Source organism: Flavobacterium sp. 123 (assembly GCF_003634825.1).
GTDB lineage: Bacteria > Bacteroidota > Bacteroidia > Flavobacteriales > Flavobacteriaceae > Flavobacterium.
Genome location: NZ_RBXD01000001.1, coordinates 685,941 through 703,074 on the forward strand (window position 1 = coordinate 685,941; position 17,134 = coordinate 703,074).

Genomic DNA, 17,134 nt, shown 5'->3' on the forward strand with positions numbered 1-17,134 from the left:
GGTGTTAGAACGAAATTTTATAAAGAAAATTTTATAATATTTGTCTTCAAAAAAAATTATGCTGCAACTTAATTATTCTGAATTCATTCTAGAAACGGGCACTGACGAGGCTGGTCGTGGCTGCCTTGCCGGCCCTGTTACTGCTGCAGCTGTTATTCTTCCAGCTAATTTTGAGAATAAAATTTTAAATGACAGCAAGCAATTATCCGAAAAAGTACGCGAGCAATTAAAACCTATCATTGAACAACAAGCGCTTTGTTTTGCAGTAACGCATTTAGAACCATTGGTTATAGACGAAATAAATATTCTAAATGCTTCTATAAAAGCCATGCAAGAAAGTATTTTGAAACTTAACCCAAAACCCGAATATATTATTGTAGACGGAAACCGTTTCAAACCTGTTCTTGATATTCCGCATACTTGTATTGTAAAAGGCGACGCTAAGTTTATGAGTATTGCTGCGGCTTCAGTACTGGCAAAAACGTATCGTGACGAATACATGAATCGAATTCACGAAGAATTTCCTATGTACAATTGGAAACAAAATAAAGGGTATCCAACCAAAGAACACCGGGAAGCAATTCGAAAATATGGCACAACTAAATACCACCGAATGAGTTTTAGACTCTTACCCGAACAATTGAAATTAAATATCTAGATTGTTAGATATCTCGAAAGTTCATTAGATAATTTGTAAAGAATTATTTATATATTTGAGAAACAAATAAGTCTGCTATTTGTCAGACAAATCCACCCGATTTAGGGGTGATAAGTCTGATTCTGTCAGACCTATATACAAGTTGGCGGTCAGTTTAGCCGAACGAAACGAAAAACCGAAAATAGAAAAACAAATCCACGAAAATAATGAGTTTAGATTTAAATGTTTACGTTGAAAAATTATCAGACGAATTAATTCCTAAAATTGTTAAAAGACTAAATGATTTTGATATGAATGTAGAAATTCATCCAGATTTTTCATTTGAAACTCAAGAAGGTTTTTTACCGTTTAAGTTTATTTTAAAAAATCCACACTTAGAAATTTTAACAGAAAAGAAACTTATAAGTGGCTTTGAAATTTATATTGACAATTATGATTTTAATGCAGAAAAGGAAAGTCTAAAACCAAAATTAAACTTCTTTGAAAAAATACTTGGAAAAAAGCAAGTTAGTGTTGAAATCGCAGAACCCGAAATAGAAAATCGTTTACAGAAGTGCAAGAAAGTTGTTAATTTTGTCTGGCATTCAGGCGATAGCTTTGAATTAAGATTTGCGAGTTTAACTAGTGCCATTTTAACCGAACTAACTAATGGAGTTTGTTGTTATCCAGCAGATGATATTTGGTACGAAAATAAAAATATTGTAGAAGAAGCATATAAAGAAATTAAAGAATTCGAATCAACAATAAAAGAAAAAAATCTTCAATATCACGAATTTACAGAATGGTAAAAAAACCGAACCGCCAACACACGCTACAAGCAATTTGGGTTTTAGGCTTAATTTAAAATTGGTTTTGTATTTGGAAGATTTGGCAAATCCGAAGAATGGGCTTAATTTAGTCCCAAACTGCTTGTAGCGCGAGAACGTTATGGGTTACTTGTGCAGAAATGACGCTGAAGAAAACAATCAATAAGTTGTGTTCACTTTAAAAAACTATCTAAATGAAGAATTACGTTTGTCTATTGTTATTCATATTTCCATTAATAATGAATGGACAGGATTTGTCAAATAAAATTGAAAACTCTACTTTAAAATTTAGAGAATTGTTTTTAGAAAAAAATTTCGAAACGCTTTCAGATTTCGCAACACCAAAACTAATCGAATATTTGAAAACAAAACAGGATTTAGTTTTCTTATTAACGGAAATGAGTAAAAACGCTGAATCAAAAGGAGCTAAAGTAACAAACATTACATTCGGGAAGAACTCTGAAATAATTAGCTATAAAAACCAACTACAATGTAGTATTCCTTTCAGCTTGGAAATGGAAGACGCTAAAAAGAAAGTAAAATTCACATCTGGTTTAGCATTGATTTCGTTCGACAAAGGAGAAACTTGGTTTTATACTTTTAAAGTCGAAAAAGAACCAAAAACAAATAATGAAATTCTAGATTTAGATGCCCGAATAGTTATTGCCGAAAGAAATCAAATCGTCGTTAACAAATAAAAAAGGTTGGATATGGAAGAATCTAAATACAATTTCGACTAAAACAAACAACCCATAACAAACGCTACAAGCAATTTGGTCAATTAACTTAATGAAAAGTTGGTTTTGTATTTGGAATGATTTGATTCGCTGAAATTAAATATCTAGATTTTTGAAACAATCGAACAGCCAAACAATGCGGTAAAATATTTTAGGATTTTTGCTTTAACTTCTTCTTCATCAACTCTTTCAACTCCAAGTTCTACATTCAAAGAGGTTACTGCTTTACCACGAATACCACACGGTATAATATTATCAAAATAACCCAAATCTGCATTTACGTTTAAAGCAAATCCGTGCATGGTTACCCAGCGGGAAGCACGAACACCCATAGCACAAATTTTACGGGCAAATGGTGTTCCTACACCTAACCAAACGCCTGTTTCGCCTTCGCTTCTGCCGCAAGTTAATCCGTAATCCTGAAGCGTTAGAATAATAGCTTCTTCTAGAAAACGCAAGTATTTATGTATGTCCGTGAAAAAATTTTCCAAATCAATAATTGGGTAACCTACTATTTGGCCAGGTCCGTGATAGGTAATATCTCCGCCTCGATTGATTTTGTAAAACCTTGCTCCTTTGGCCTCCAATTGCTTTTCGGATAAAAGTAAATTACTCAAATCACCGCTTTTCCCTAAGGTGTAAACATGAGGATGTTCTACAAAAAGAAAATAATTAGCTGTCGGAATGTTCGTTTCTTCTCTTCTGTTCTTGATTTTCAAATCAACAATTCCTTTGAACAATTCTTCTTGGTATTCCCAAGTTGCTTTGTAATCTTTATTTCCTAAATCTTGAAGTTGGATTGTTTTGTTCATAGTCATTGCGATGAGTTACGAGGTACGAAGCAAAGCCATCTTACTTCATTCTTTTATTTGTGAATTGCAAAGGTACAAAGTTTGAATGACGAATAATAAAGTTGTTCATTATTCATTATGTTGTCAAGTCGAGCGCAGTCGAGACTCAACTTAAGTCTCGACTGCGCTCGACTTGACAACGAAAGAGCTGATATAAACTGTTCCTAAACCTAATCCAAAATCACCTCAAGGTTTGTGCTTTCTGGATTTTGCAAACAATCAGAGAGGAGAAATTCTAGTGTCAAGGACTTTTTGTCTTCACTGATTTTTGCATTAGTGTTTGAAACTGACTTTATTTTTTGAGGAAAATGATATTTTAAAACATACGGCTGATTGATTTTAAAATGAGCCGCTCGGTTTTTTAATCCTGAGATTTTGTCTTGCTGTTTTTTTAATTCTAATGAATCTGTAATTTTTACAATTCTTTTGAAAATGTTTTTTTCAAAAGTATAACTTACATTATAGTAATGCTCTTCGGCACTCAAGGCATAATTGTGTTTCAAATCATCCTCATATTCTTGGGTTTTATATAGATCAGGAACTGCTGAAATTGTATTGAAATTTTGAGTGATTGTGGTTCGGAATTCTTTCTCATAAGAACTTTTTTTAATATGAACATTCACATTTTCAAACTTTTGAAAAATAGCTTGTTCTGATGCTGGAAGTCGCAAGAATGTCTCCGAATATTTTGTGATAATATCTTTGAACACATAGGTTGTATCTTGAAAAATATCTTCTTTTGAATAATTTTCTGCTGCTAATTGCATATATGTTTGCTCATCCCGATGCAATTCGGTTTGTATTTTTCCGCTTCCATCTTCGTTTAAGTAAATGGTTTCCGTTATTTGGCAACTTGAGGCAAAAATCGATAGTAGCAAGAAGATGTATTTTCTCATCAAGTAATTTAAATTAAAAAATTAGTCTCAAATATACACTTTTTGTGTTATTTTTCTCTCTATTTTGAAAAACAAAAAGCTGTAGAATAGCCCCGATAGCAGCGGCATCCTTTTTATCTTGTTTTTTTTTGAACAAGATAAAAAGATAGAGCGGATAGCGGGACTGGTGGTCTTAAAAAAACAAAATCTTCTGCTTCAAAAAACCTTAAACTTTAAACTTTAAACTTTAAAACTTATATAGTATCTTTGCGCTCTTAAAATCAGAATATAATGGCATTATCCGAACAAGAAATATTACGTAGAGAAGCTCTAACTGAATTGCGCAATTTAGGTATCGAACCTTATCCTGCTGCCGAATTTATCACAACTGCTTATTCAAGCGAAATCCTTGCTGATTTCGAGAAATTTGAAGGTAAAGAAGTGGTTCTTGCTGGTCGTTTGATGGGAAAACGTATCATGGGGAAAGCATCCTTTGCAGAATTGAAAGATGCTGAAGGACGCATTCAAGTGTATGTTTCAAGAGATGATATTTCGGATGATGAGGAGAAAACAATGTACAATGTAGTTTTCAAAAAACTATTGGATATTGGGGATTTTATTGGAATTCGTGGAACAGTTTTCAAAACGCAAGTTGGCGAAATCTCGGTTCATGTATACGGGTTGACCGTTTTGGCGAAATCTCTGAAACCGCTTCCTGTGGTTAAAACTGATGCTGACGGAAAAACACACGATGCATTTGCAGATCCAGAACAAAGATACCGTCGCCGTTATGTGGATTTAACCGTGAATGACCACGTAAAAGATACGTTTATCAAGAGAACAAAATTGTTTAATTCGATGCGTTCTTTCTTTAATGACAAAGGATATCTTGAGGTTGAAACTCCAGTTTTACAACCCATTCCTGGTGGTGCTGCTGCAAGACCTTTTATCACGCACCACAACTCGCTTGACATTCCGTTGTACATGCGTATTGCAAACGAATTGTATTTAAAAAGATTAATTGTTGGTGGATTTGATGGCGTGTATGAGTTTTCAAAAAACTTCCGTAACGAAGGTATGGACCGTACACACAACCCAGAATTTACTGCAATGGAAATATATGTAGCCTACAAAGACTACAACTGGATGATGAAATTCACCGAAAACTTATTGGAACATTGCGCTATTGGCGTAAACGGAACCAGTGAAGCTACTTTTGGTGAACATACCGTGAACTTTAAAGCTCCTTATGCTCGCGTTACAATGACGGATTCTATCAAACATTTTACTGGTTTTGATATTTCTGGAAAAAATGAAGCGGAATTATTCGAGGCTGCTAAAGGAATGGGAATTGAGGTAGATGCTACCATGGGGAAAGGTAAATTGATTGATGAGATTTTTGGCGCAAAATGCGAAGGAAATTATATTCAACCAACATTCATTACGGATTATCCAAAAGAAATGTCGCCTTTGTGCAAACAACACCGCGACAATCCAGAATTGACGGAGCGTTTTGAATTAATGGTTTGTGGTAAAGAAGTAGCCAATGCTTATTCGGAACTAAACGACCCAATTGACCAAAGAGAGCGTTTTGAAGACCAAATGCGTTTGGCTGAAAAAGGTGATGACGAAGCTAACGGAACGATTGACGAAGATTTCTTGAGAGCTTTAGAGTATGGAATGCCTCCTACTTCTGGATTAGGAATTGGAATGGACCGTTTGATGATGTTCTTAACAAACAACGCTTCTATTCAAGAAGTATTATTGTTTCCACAAATGCGCCCTGAGAAAAAACAAGTTCAAGTTGAATTAACGGAAGAAGAAAAATTAATCCTTGATTTATTGAAAACCAATGAAAACCAAATGGATTTGGGATTATTAAAAATCAAATCTGATTTGAGTGGAAAAAAATGGGATGCTGCAACCAAAGGTTTAGCAAAACACAACTTGATTAAAGTGAGTCTTGTTGGCGAAAGCAAAATAGTAGAATTAGTAGGTTAAACTAATTTCTTTGTAATAAAAAAAGGAGCTTCAACTGAGGCTCCTTTTTTGTTTTTATGAATTAAAATCCAACGGTAACGTTCAAAAAGAAATTCCTTCCTTTTCGGGGAATGTTGTTCCAATCTGAAAAGGTGGAATAATTTGTATCTAGAATATTCTCAATACCGGAACGCAAACTCCATTTTGTTTTTTCAAAAGCAAAAGAATAGCCTGAACTCATATTCAAAATCGCATAATCAGGCGTTCGATCTTCACCGTAAAATGGACTGTATTGTGTTTGAACTGCATTTCCTTGAACTGCTAGCTCCAACGAGATTTTATTTTTTTTGTAATGCAACATAGCTGAATAACGCAACGGACTTATAAATGGCAGATTCTCTTTTGTATTGTCTTTCCCGTAGCTGTACACTAATTGCCCAGACCACTTGAAACTGTCACTAAACTGATATGCTACATTCAAATCTGTGTTAAAAATAGTGGCAAAATCTAGTGCTGTATATACTTTTATTCCGCTGGCGCCAATAGTCATCGGAATCAAAGTGGCATCTGGTTTACCAACAATATAATCTGAAATATGAAAATATGACGCAGCAATCTTGGCGCTCATTTTATTGTTTTTATATCCAAAAAAAGCATTTCCCTCTGCTGATTTTTCATTCTTCAATTCTGGGTTCCCAATATAATCATACCGATCAAAACTATTGAACAAATAGAATCCATATCCTTCAGAAACCGATGGTGCTCGCTCTCCATATCCAAGACCAAAACCGTACTCAAACCCATTTAATTCATAGGAGTAATTTGATGAAAAACTCTTTAGAATTCGACTTTTGGTATCACTCATATTCGGATAAAAAATCTGTAAACTTTCTAATCCAAATTGGTCTGAAACTGTATTAACATGATTTGCAATACTTGCAGAAAACCTCAAACTCGAATGATAATTCAAAGCAACGGCATCTTCTAAAAACAAAGAACTATAAAACGTTCGCACATCTGGCCAAGTAAACATAAACATCAAACTTTCGTTTGGATCAGTAGGATACATGGTCATTTCAGCTTTGGAACGGTTGTAAAAAGAATTCAAATCAACTGTGAAATGATGTTTATTAACCAATCCTTTAAGTTTTGAATAAAAGCCATACGTATCACTCCAACCTGGCATATCCATATGAATGGGCACTGATGGTCGCTTGGTATCATCCATCCTATGCGTGATAGTATTGTAATACATTTTAGTCTCCCAATTCTCCACTATTGAAGATTCAGGAACATATTTATATTGGACAGAAGTGATTAATGCTTCCGCCAATGAAACATCCATTGGTAAAGCAGGATAGCCCACATTAGTTGCTTTATCGTAAATTAATGAAGCTTCAATTACTTTATTTTCATCGAAAGAAAAACCAGAAGTAGTTGAAAAATTAAACTTTCTAAACTGAGAAAACAAAACCTCTTGATTGTTTCCCGCAGAATAATTTCCCGCATCACGATACATAAAATCCGTGTCCACGTAAAACAGATTATCTGAAAAATTAACTGCAGCGCCTATGATTTTTTGCATACTATTAGTTTCAAAACCCGTATTTAAAGAAGCATCCCAACCGGTATTAGCAAATCCGCTTCGGTTTCTTTTTAAATCAATTCCTCCGCCAATAGTTGCGCCGTGACAACTAGCTTGCTGCCCTGATTTTACAGTTGCTTCTGATAGATTAGAAACCTCAACATAAGACGTTATAGGATCCATTTTATCGGTACAAGCGCCAAAAATCCGCATTCCGTCGATAGTGATTAATGTTCTTTCGGTTGCCATTCCGTTGATGATTGGTTCCCAGGCGTAACCTCCTCTTTTAATCATTCCTACCTTGCCTGACTGTTGCAAATAATCATCAACTGTTGCCAAAGGCTTGGTTTGCTTTTCATACAATTCCTTTTTTTGGCCAATGACTATGACTTCTTGAAGTTTTTTTGGTGCAATCGTATCTGTTGCTTTCTCTTGTGCAAAAAGCGACAATGAACTTACAATCAGCAATAAAAACAAATAGTATTTCTTTTTCATACTAGAAAAATTCAAAAAAGGCTGAAAGTTTATTCTGAAATTCCTCCTAATAACTTCAGCCTTTTTTAGTTAAGAAAATGAAATCCGATTAAAACTCAATTTCAAAGTAGATGCTACTCGCTGGAACAGCATCCGTAACGGTTTCTCCTTTTAAAACAACATCCGATGCGTTTAAAAGTTGCAAGTTGATTTTCCATAAACCTGTCATGGTCAATGATAATTTTCCGTGATATAATTGATCCACAACCGATTGGGTTAAGTCAACATTGTTTGGAGATCCATGATTTCCCATACTTGGCATTCTTGGATCAATTTTGACTTTATAATTATCAACAATAGGAAATGACATCATAGATTCCATTTTATAAACTGCCACTGTAATGTCGTTTAATGCCACTTTTGGATGGTGTGGTTCAACATAAGCCAGAATATATTTTACATCATCTGAACCTGTAAAAGTTGTCACTCGCTGCTTAGCCGAAGCGGGAACATCTATCACAGATGTTGCAGTATAATTTGTACCATTAATTGTATAATCTATTTTCAAATCCCAATATTCGGTAGCATTTTGTGCCATTTGAAAAACAATATTCCCTTCATAAAGTGTCCCTGCAGTAGTCACTTTTTCTACTTCTGATTTAGGACAAGAATGTGTCATCATCGTCATGTGCATTAATGGCAACCAACTAACAGAAGCATTTTTAACATATTCTCCCGTCGTATTATCTTTTATTCTCAAACTGATTTCATTAAATCCTTGTTCCAGATATCCCATATGCGCATACAATTCGATCGTATGTGTTGCATTTACAATTTCTTTGAATTTTGTAATACCGTCTAATTCATTAACAGTAGTTGTGTCTTCAGTGTTAGAACACGAGGCAAATGCAAAAGTTATAGCCAAAATGGCTATTGTATTTTTTAGTTGAAATTTCATTTCTTAATGTATTAATTTGGAATATAATTATGATTTTGTATGCCATTTTCAGAAAAAAATTATTCTAAAAAACAGCATACAGCGATTTATCCGTAGAAAGAAACGGACAAAAAAAAAGCACGATAGCGCTTAAAATTTAAGAGATGAAAGTAGGTGGATGAAAAACAGAATCTCTATTCAAATAAAAATACAGATTAGAATAGAATTGGTTTATTTTTTCTTTGGCACCAAAACAAATTGGAGTGATGGTAAAAGATTTTATTTTTTCAAAAAACAAAACTTCAAATACTTGAGAAGTCGATTTTTTATCCGAAGAAATTGGTTTTTCGGCTTCAGAAGCCTTAGCCAATTCTTTCATTAAATGACATTTCCCGTTACAATGCATCATCGGTTTTGCTTTGTTAACACAAAGTACCTTTGAAATGTATTCATAATTAAGTACGTAATCTATAACCGGGAAAACTGGTTTTAGGAACAGCGCAAGTATTATTATGAATAGGATGTTTTTCACAGGGCAAAAATACACAATATACTTTTTGTATTCAAATGATTTAAGTCATGCTTTCAAAAATAATAACTTTTTTTATGGATTCATTTACCCACCAATCTTAATCATACTTCTGTTTTGAGAAAACAGTTCTGGATTTTGAAATTTAGCATCATCATCCATTCCGCCTCGCATGGCGTGCTTGGATTTTATATTTTGGAATATAAGCGGTTCAATTGCTTCACCAGCTCTCAATGTGTCTAATAAAGAGGTTTCAGAATTTGAAAAAAGACAGTTTTTTAATTTACCGTCTGCGGTTAGTCTGATGCGATTGCACGTACTACAAAACGGGTTTGTTACGGAACTAATAACCGAAAAACTTCCTGTGTAAGTTCCTATTTTATGATTTTTGGCTGTATCATTAGGTTTGTCCTCAATACGATTTACATTTTCTGGTAAATAAAAAGCATTCACTTGCGACATAATTTCGGCATAGGAAACTAATTTTTCTTTATTCCATTGATTGCCATCAAAAGGCATAAACTCAATAAACCGAATCTGAATGTTTCGATCTTTGGTCATTTCAATAAAATCGATAATTTCATTCTCATTAAAGCCTTTTATTACCACAACATTCAGCTTCACCTGAAACCCATTGGCGTCAAGCAAATCAAGATTTTCCCATAGTTTTTCAAAATAATTTCTACGGGTAATTGTATTAAATTTTTCTTTTTGCAAACTATCAATACTCACATTCAAAGCTTTAATTCCAGCTTCTTTGAAGGTATCTATAAATTCATGAGCCAGAATTCCGTTAGTAGTTAGCGTCAATTCAACTCCTAGTTTCCCTAATCGCTGAATAATATCTTTGGCATCTTTACGGACTAAAGGCTCCCCTCCTGTCAATCTGATTTTAGTAACCCCAAGATTAACAAAAGTCTGGGCAATCGTCACAATTTCATCTGCAGTCATCAGATGCGCTCTTGGTGTGAGCGCAATTCCTTCGGCTGGCATACAATACGTACATCTCAAATTACAGTGTTCCGTAATTGAAATGCGCAAATAATTGTGCCCTCTGCCGTGTGTATCCTGCATTGAAATGGTGTTATTTTCCATGGTTAAACCCATTTAAAATTTTGAATAAATGCAATACCGATGGAAAAACAGCATCCATCGATTCACTTGCTCCTGCAGTTGAACCTGGCAAGGCCATAATCAAAGTATTCCCTTTGAATCCAACCACACTTCTGGACAACATAGCATAAGGCGTTCTGTCCTGACCATAGGAACGGATTGCTTCTTCAATTCCAGGAATTCGGCGGTCTAACATAGGAATTACAGCTTCAGGAGTAACATCTCTGTTGGATAATCCCGTGCCTCCTGTAATGACTACCAAATCCATTTTTTTATCACAAAAGTTAGTTATACTCGCTTGAATATCTAAAATCTCATCTGGAATAACTGAATAATTTGAAACACGTAATCCTAAGTTTTGGATTTTCTCCGAAATTACTTTACCCGCTTTATCTTCTTTCGTTCCGCTTGAAACGCTATCAGAACAAACCATAACAGCTACCGAAAGATTAAGAGCTTCTTTTACTCCATAATCTGATTTTCCGCCTTTTTTATGTAATAATTTAATGGTTGAAATCTCTACTTTTTTATCAATTGGTTTCAACATATCATACATGGTCAAAGCCACAATTGATGCGCCGTGCATGGCTTCAACCTCAACTCCTGTTTTATAAATTGTTTTTACAGTTACTTCAATTAAAACAGAATCTTCTAAACATTCAAATGTTATTCCGGTATATTCAATCGGCATTGGATGACAATCCGGAATAGAACTTGAAGTATTTTTTACAGCAAATAAACCCGCCGTTCTTGACACTTCCAAAACATCTCCTTTAGGCACCGTTTTGTTCAAAATAGCCTGCATCGTTTCTGGTGAGCCAACTTTGACAATCGCTTGGGCAGTTGCTGTTCTTTTTGTTACTATTTTATGCGTAATATCTACCATTTTATGTGTTTTTTTTCCAAGTATAGGATTCATCATCCATTATTTCTTTCCCGAAAACGGGTGCTTTTTCTTTTATTTCTTCTACCAAAAATTCTAATGCTTCATAAACCACTTTTCGTCTAGGCGCCGATACAAAAACAAACAAACAAATTTCTCCTGTTTTTACAATTCCTAAACTGTGATAAATATGCAAACAAGACAATTCATATTTGGCGAAAGCCGCTTCTCTTATTTCATAAAAACGTTGCTCAGCCATTTCTTCATAAGCCGTATATTCAATTGCAGCTACGGTTTTTCCATCAATAACATCAGCACGAACCTGACCTAAAAAAATATTATGGGCACCAATGGTCGTTTTACTTTGATGTTTTGCAATTGAATTTCCTATGAAATCTGATGTTATCTGTCCTTGAATGAAGGAACTTTTCTTTGGTTTATCTGTTGACATAGTTACTATATTTATTCACATTCCTACCTACTTCAAAGGATTGGGAACCGAGTCTTGAAAATTTCAAGTTAATTATTATTCTTTTTTTATTGTAATTGGTTTTTCAAAGATTCAACACCTTTTCCCAAATGAAAAACCCCTACAAATCCTGATTTTTTGAGGTAATTCAAAGCGACTTGACTGCGCTGACCTGTTTGACAAAACAAAACAATCTCTTGATTTTTATCTAATTTTTTACTGTATTCTTCTAATTCACTCAACGGAATCTGAACTACATTTTCACCTTTAAATTCTGGAATTTCATTCAATTCCCGAACATCGATAACAACTATTCCCAACTGATTGCATTTTTCTAAAAACGCTTCGGGAGTTAGACTTTCGTTTGTTTTTTTTTTATTCAAAAGTTGGCTTCCGTTTATGAATCCTTTTTCAACCGCTTTTGCATTTTTGGAAAAATCAATGATTTGTGTTTGAAAATGCAATCCATCATATACCAATAACTTTCCAGACAACACTGTTCCTATTTCCAAAATAATTTTGAGTACTTCAGTAGCTTGAAGGGCTCCGAGCGTATTCGGCAAAACACCTAAAACACCTGACACCGCACAATTTGGAATCGCATTCAAATTCTCTGTTTCGGGAAATAAGCAGCGGTATGTAGGTCCATTTTTATAATTAAATACAGAAACCTGTCCTTCAAACTTATGAATCGAGGCGTAAACTACTGGTATTCTTTTGGCGACTGCCACATCATTAATTAAATATCGTGCTGCAATCGTATCGGTACAATCTACTATGATTTGGTAATCCTGAACTATTTCTAAAGCATTTTCTTGCTCAAAAAACTCCGAGAAAAAAGCCACTTTTACTTCTGGATTCTGTTTAGAAATCGCTTGAGCAGCAGTAGCCGCTTTCTCCTTTCCGCAATCTTGCAAAGTGTATAACAATTGACGATGCAAATTCGTTTCATCTACCAAATCGCCATCAACAATCCCGATAGAACCAACTCCAGCAGCAGCCAAGTTTTGTAAAACTGGACAGCCCAAACCGCCTGCGCCAATTACCAAAACACGAGCATTCTGCAATTTTTGCTGGCCTAATATACCTATTTCGGCAAGAGCTATTTGTCTCGAATAACGATTCATCTTCATTTAATTTTATCCGCCCGCAAAAGGAGGAAGAAAAGCAATTACATCTTGATCTTTAATTGTATAATCCAAGCTACACATGGATTGATTTACCGCAATGTTATAATTCGCATTTTTTAATTCCTCGTAAGCAGCTTCCATTTTTGATTTCAAAAAAGTAAGGGAAATTTTACTCTCTTCTAGCAGAAAGAATTCCTCTTTTTTTTGAGTAATATCAACTAGAGAACCAAAATATTTAAGGGTTACAGTCATTATTATTATCGTATTTTTTTATAATCTTCTTCTGTGTTGATGTTTTGTACTTGTTTGCTCCATTTACTTGGAACTTCTAATGTTTGATGATTCACTTCAGCAATTACATCGCGTAATTTTAATTGATTTCCAGCCAAATGTTCTCCCAAAAGAATTCGTATCGAACGATCATACACTGCAATCAAAGGACTTGCTTTGTCCTGAACTTGAACCTGTGTCACCATAAAAGAATCCTCATGTTTAGCAACCAACCATTGCAATAATTCAGTTGAAACCAAAGGCACATCCACACTCAACACCAAATTAAACTTAGTTTTTGACTGTTTCAAAGCCGTATACAAACCTCCAACAGGACCTTTGTCAGCAATCATATCTTCTATGCGATTGTATCCTAATGCATCATAATCTGCATTGGATGAAACCAGAACAATATTATCTCCAACAATTGGTTTTAAAGCCTCATAAATATGAGTTACAAAAGGCTTCCCTTTTAAGAGCAACAAACCTTTATCGGTTCCCATGCGTTGGCTTTTTCCGCCTGCTAAAATGATTCCTGTCAAATTTTCCATTATGCCGTAGTATATAATTTAAGAATAGCTATTCCAATGACTCCCGACAAAACATAACGCAAAGCCTTCGAATTAAATTTTGTACTTCCGTAATAAGCCCCAAACAATCCACCGATAAAAACAACACCTACTAAAAGCCATGATGATTCAGGCAAAGTACCACCTTGAGAAACAAAACCAAAAAGTCCCGATATGGAGTTCACTAAAATAAACAAAGCGGAAACTGCCGCAGTTTGTTTCATTGTAGCCCAACCGAACAACAGTAAAACAGGGCTTAAAATAATACCTCCACCAATGCCCAACAAACCCGATAAAAATCCTATCAAAGCTCCAAATCCTAATGCTAATGGTAAGTTAATGGCTTTAATTGTATTTTTTTCTTTACCAAAAATGCCTAACAACCGCATCACTGCAAAAACTAAAACTGTAGCTAAAATAATTTTATAATAGAAAGCATCAATTTTTAGATAACCCCCTAAAAATGAAAACGGAATTGAACTTAACGCAAAAGGATAAAACAAATTCCACTTGAAGTTTTTCTCTCTATAATAAAAATAAAAAGAAACAGCCGAAACTAAAATATTAAGTACCAAAGCCGTAGGTTTCATAAACGTCATCGGAAACGAAAAAGCACTCATTAAGGCTAAATATCCACTTGCTCCACCATGCCCAACACTAGCGTACAAAAACGCAACTATGGGTAACAATAATAATAACAAAGGGGTATTTAATAAATCAGCTATAGTCATAGTTTGTGTTTTTTTAATTCAATATCTAAAAACTCCCAACAAGCAACATTAATTGCCTCAAAAGATGCAATGAGCTGTTTTCCGTAAGGAGTTAAAACTGTTCCTCCGCCTTTATTTCCGCCCACTTGGGTTTCAATCAACGGCATTTCAGAAGCTTTATTAGAAGCATCTACTAGCTTCCAGGCTTTCTGATAGGATATATTCATTGCCTTGGCCGCCTTATTGAGCGAACCCATTTCGGCAATCAATTTCAACAATTGAATACGGCCTTCACTAATTAGGATGCCTTCCTCAGTTTCAATCCAGATTTTGCTTTTGATTTTCAATAAAAAAATGTTTCGTTATACTTTTACAAATATAACGAAAATGATTTTGACGTAAAAGAGAAAAAAATATTTTTTGCGGTATCGATTTCGTGAAACTAATCAATCTAAATACTTGAAGAATTTAACAAATAAATAATGTAAGATATATTTTATATATTTGAAAGAAAACTAGTAATCAATTGCTTAACTAATGAAGAATCTATTTTTATTATTATTTTTTATTTTGGTACAAAATATTTATTCACAGAATATAATTTTAAAACAATCATATGAAGTCTCTTTTTGCGGAAGACCTCAAACCGTAAAATTAATTGAATATCAAAATGGGAAAGTGGAGGGATTTTTAAAAACAGAACTTACAAAAGAGAAATCAATTGGGAAAGAAAAACAAATATTTAAAAAATTGAGTATTAGTGATACACTTGCAAAAAAAATAATTGAAAGTTTAAAAAATGCAGGAATTGAATCCCTAAAAGAATGCAATGAAGATATTGAATGCAAAGAACAAGGTTTTCTTGACGGAGACATTATAGCTTTTAAAATCCAAACTAATGAAAATATCAAAATTTTTAATTTTTCAGAAATATATCCTGAATCACAGACTAATGGAAAACTGGAAGCAATTAAAGTAAGAAGAAAAGCTCAAATTTTAGCTACAATTATTGATAAAGAAATCGATTTGAAAAAACAATTTTCATCATTAATTAAGAGCCTAAGATCTGGGACATATTGTTATTGGTCAGGTATTACAAAAGTTTGCATCAAACACAAATTACAATTAGAATAAAATATCTAAAAGTGATTTTTATAAATAACCAACTTTAAAAAGTTTGAATTTGGCTTCAATTACAACAAATACACATCGACTGAATCGCCTTGCTTCAATTCATAACTTCCGTTAGGAACAAAAACCAAACCATTAGCTACCGAGAAAGAATTCAACATTGATGAAGCCTGATGCGATAAGATGATTGCTTCACCGTTTATAATATGTGATTTCAAAAATTGAGAACGTGTATTATGCACTTTATAATCATGCGCTATTGCAATTGATTTTGCTTGATTATAATTAGTCGCTTTTCCGGAAAGTATGGAAAGCGTAGGCAAAACATATACATAAAAACAAGTCAACGCAGCTGCCGGATTACCTGGTAATGCAAAAACCATTTTGTCTTTTAATTTACCTGCAAAAAGTGGTTTTCCAGGTTTTTGATTCACTTTATAAAAAAGCGTTTCAACTTCCAGTTCCTTTAAGGCTGCAGCAACAAAATCATAATCACCTACCGAAATTCCTCCCGAAACCAAAACTACATCATTTTCCAAGAAAGCTTCTTGGAGTTTATTTCTTGTGTTTTCATAATTATCATTAACTTCATACAAATTAACAGCCTCAAAATAAGCTTCATTCAAAGCAGATTCTAACATAATCCCATTACTTTCATAAACTTTTCCGTACTCCAAAGGGGAACCTGGTTTAACGAGTTCATTTCCTGTTACAAGAATCCCAACACGCGGTTTTTGAAAGACTTTTACCGAAGTAAAACCAAGGCCTGCCAAGAACCCAATAGCAGCAGCATTAAGCAAAGTTCCTTTTTCGAGAGCCAATTCAGCTGTTGCAATTTGTTCTCCAATTGGTCTTACATTAGTTCCGGCTTGAACTGCTTCTTCTAGTACTAATTGATTTTCATTTACACTCACTTTTTCAATCTGAATCACGGCTTGTGCGGTATCTGGAACAGCAGCTCCAGTGAAAATTTTAATAGCTTGACCCGGTAATAAAACTACTTGATGCGTATCACCCGCTTTGATTTCTCCAATAATCTCATAGACTAATGCATCATGCAAACACAAAGCAAAACCATCCATTGCGGATTGACGAAACGGCGGCATATTTATAGGCGACAAAAGGGTTTGTGCCAAAACATGTTTCCGTGCTTGGAGTAGTGAATACTCAATTTCTTGCGGAGCTGGCAAATTATTTTTTAGTATCGAAAAGGCGTCTTGAACGGAAACCATATGCTGTGTTTTTTAGTAGATTTCAAAAATACGACTCCCATTTGATTAATTCCTTTTTCTTCCAAAAAAATATTATTCACCATTCTTAAATAAAATTATCATGCTATTTAACAGGAAATATTTTCTGCTAATCGATTCCAAATGTTAATTAAAATAAAAGTTGTTTTTTGCATACAATAAAATACTAATTTTACG

At 34.2% G+C, this 17,134-nt stretch carries 19 protein-coding genes; 5 read left to right on the forward strand and 14 right to left on the reverse strand.

Annotation, left to right across the window (positions count from 1 at the left end; translation table 11 throughout):
• The first annotated feature begins 58 nt into the window (after positions 1–58).
• The 3 genes from C8C88_RS03080 to C8C88_RS03090 all read left to right on the forward strand — a co-directional run bounded on the left by C8C88_RS03080 (position 59) and on the right by C8C88_RS03090 (position 2,162).
• Positions 59–658, forward strand: a complete 600-nt coding sequence (locus C8C88_RS03080; RefSeq protein ID WP_121336721.1) for a ribonuclease HII — start codon at positions 59–61, stop codon at positions 656–658.
• 206 nt (positions 659–864) lie between these two features.
• Positions 865–1,446, forward strand: a complete 582-nt coding sequence (locus C8C88_RS03085) for a hypothetical protein (RefSeq protein WP_121336722.1) — start codon at positions 865–867, stop codon at positions 1,444–1,446.
• Between the two features lie 212 nt (positions 1,447–1,658).
• A complete protein-coding gene (locus tag C8C88_RS03090; RefSeq protein WP_147403438.1) occupies positions 1,659–2,162 on the forward strand; it encodes a hypothetical protein in 504 nt (167 codons plus the stop codon).
• A gap of 143 nt (positions 2,163–2,305) precedes the next feature.
• Here C8C88_RS03090 and lipB read toward each other — a convergent pair whose 3' ends face one another.
• Positions 2,306–3,013, reverse strand: coding sequence for a lipoyl(octanoyl) transferase LipB (gene lipB / locus C8C88_RS03095; RefSeq protein ID WP_121338542.1), 708 nt, complete (start codon positions 3,011–3,013; stop codon positions 2,306–2,308).
• 209 nt (positions 3,014–3,222) lie between these two features.
• Positions 3,223–3,948, reverse strand: a complete 726-nt coding sequence (locus C8C88_RS03100; RefSeq protein WP_121336724.1) for a hypothetical protein — start codon at positions 3,946–3,948, stop codon at positions 3,223–3,225.
• 270 nt (positions 3,949–4,218) lie between these two features.
• Here C8C88_RS03100 and lysS point away from each other — a divergent pair, with 270 nt between their 5' ends.
• The gene (gene lysS / locus C8C88_RS03105; RefSeq protein WP_121336725.1) at positions 4,219–5,928 is read left to right on the forward strand and encodes a lysine--tRNA ligase; all 1,710 of its coding nucleotides are present in this window, start codon (positions 4,219–4,221) and stop codon (positions 5,926–5,928) included.
• A 61-nt stretch (positions 5,929–5,989) separates the two neighbouring features.
• Here the strand turns inward: lysS and C8C88_RS03110 are convergent, their stop codons facing one another.
• The 11 genes from C8C88_RS03110 to C8C88_RS03160 form a co-directional block, all read right to left on the reverse strand.
• Positions 5,990–7,987, reverse strand: coding sequence for a TonB-dependent receptor plug domain-containing protein (locus C8C88_RS03110; RefSeq protein WP_121336726.1), 1,998 nt, complete (start codon positions 7,985–7,987; stop codon positions 5,990–5,992).
• A gap of 88 nt (positions 7,988–8,075) precedes the next feature.
• Complete coding sequence (locus C8C88_RS03115) at positions 8,076–8,924, reverse strand: hypothetical protein (RefSeq protein ID WP_121336727.1); 849 nt, start codon at positions 8,922–8,924, stop codon at positions 8,076–8,078.
• A gap of 136 nt (positions 8,925–9,060) precedes the next feature.
• Entirely contained in the window at positions 9,061–9,312 is a 252-nt protein-coding gene (locus tag C8C88_RS03120; protein ID WP_233549307.1) for a hypothetical protein, read from the reverse strand.
• Positions 9,313–9,519: 207 nt separating this feature from the next.
• Positions 9,520–10,527, reverse strand: a complete 1,008-nt coding sequence (moaA, locus tag C8C88_RS03125; protein WP_121338544.1) for a GTP 3',8-cyclase MoaA — start codon at positions 10,525–10,527, stop codon at positions 9,520–9,522.
• On the reverse strand, positions 10,517–11,431 hold the full coding sequence (gene moaCB, locus C8C88_RS03130) for a bifunctional molybdenum cofactor biosynthesis protein MoaC/MoaB (RefSeq protein ID WP_121338545.1): 915 nt from the start codon (positions 11,429–11,431) through the stop codon (positions 10,517–10,519). The genes moaA and moaCB overlap by 11 nt, the downstream gene beginning before the upstream one ends.
• A gap of 1 nt (position 11,432) precedes the next feature.
• Entirely contained in the window at positions 11,433–11,879 is a 447-nt protein-coding gene (locus C8C88_RS03135; protein WP_121336728.1) for a molybdenum cofactor biosynthesis protein MoaE, read from the reverse strand.
• Positions 11,880–11,965: 86 nt separating this feature from the next.
• Positions 11,966–13,024, reverse strand: coding sequence for a HesA/MoeB/ThiF family protein (locus C8C88_RS03140; protein ID WP_158588979.1), 1,059 nt, complete (start codon positions 13,022–13,024; stop codon positions 11,966–11,968).
• 12 nt (positions 13,025–13,036) lie between these two features.
• A complete protein-coding gene (locus C8C88_RS03145; protein ID WP_121336730.1) occupies positions 13,037–13,279 on the reverse strand; it encodes a MoaD/ThiS family protein in 243 nt (80 codons plus the stop codon).
• Positions 13,280–13,284: 5 nt separating this feature from the next.
• Positions 13,285–13,848, reverse strand: coding sequence for a molybdenum cofactor guanylyltransferase (locus tag C8C88_RS03150; protein WP_121336731.1), 564 nt, complete (start codon positions 13,846–13,848; stop codon positions 13,285–13,287).
• The gene (locus C8C88_RS03155) at positions 13,848–14,597 is read right to left on the reverse strand and encodes a sulfite exporter TauE/SafE family protein (RefSeq protein WP_121336732.1); all 750 of its coding nucleotides are present in this window, start codon (positions 14,595–14,597) and stop codon (positions 13,848–13,850) included. The genes C8C88_RS03150 and C8C88_RS03155 overlap by 1 nt, the downstream gene beginning before the upstream one ends.
• Positions 14,594–14,923, reverse strand: a complete 330-nt coding sequence (locus tag C8C88_RS03160; protein ID WP_233549308.1) for a winged helix-turn-helix domain-containing protein — start codon at positions 14,921–14,923, stop codon at positions 14,594–14,596. The genes C8C88_RS03155 and C8C88_RS03160 overlap by 4 nt, the downstream gene beginning before the upstream one ends.
• Positions 14,924–15,113: 190 nt before the next feature.
• Between C8C88_RS03160 and C8C88_RS03165 the strand changes: the two genes are divergently transcribed.
• Complete coding sequence (locus C8C88_RS03165; RefSeq protein ID WP_121336734.1) at positions 15,114–15,710, forward strand: hypothetical protein; 597 nt, start codon at positions 15,114–15,116, stop codon at positions 15,708–15,710.
• Positions 15,711–15,769: 59 nt separating this feature from the next.
• Here the strand turns inward: C8C88_RS03165 and glp are convergent, their stop codons facing one another.
• The gene (glp, locus tag C8C88_RS03170) at positions 15,770–16,939 is read right to left on the reverse strand and encodes a gephyrin-like molybdotransferase Glp (RefSeq protein WP_121336735.1); all 1,170 of its coding nucleotides are present in this window, start codon (positions 16,937–16,939) and stop codon (positions 15,770–15,772) included.
• Between the last annotated feature and the right edge of the window lie 195 nt (positions 16,940–17,134).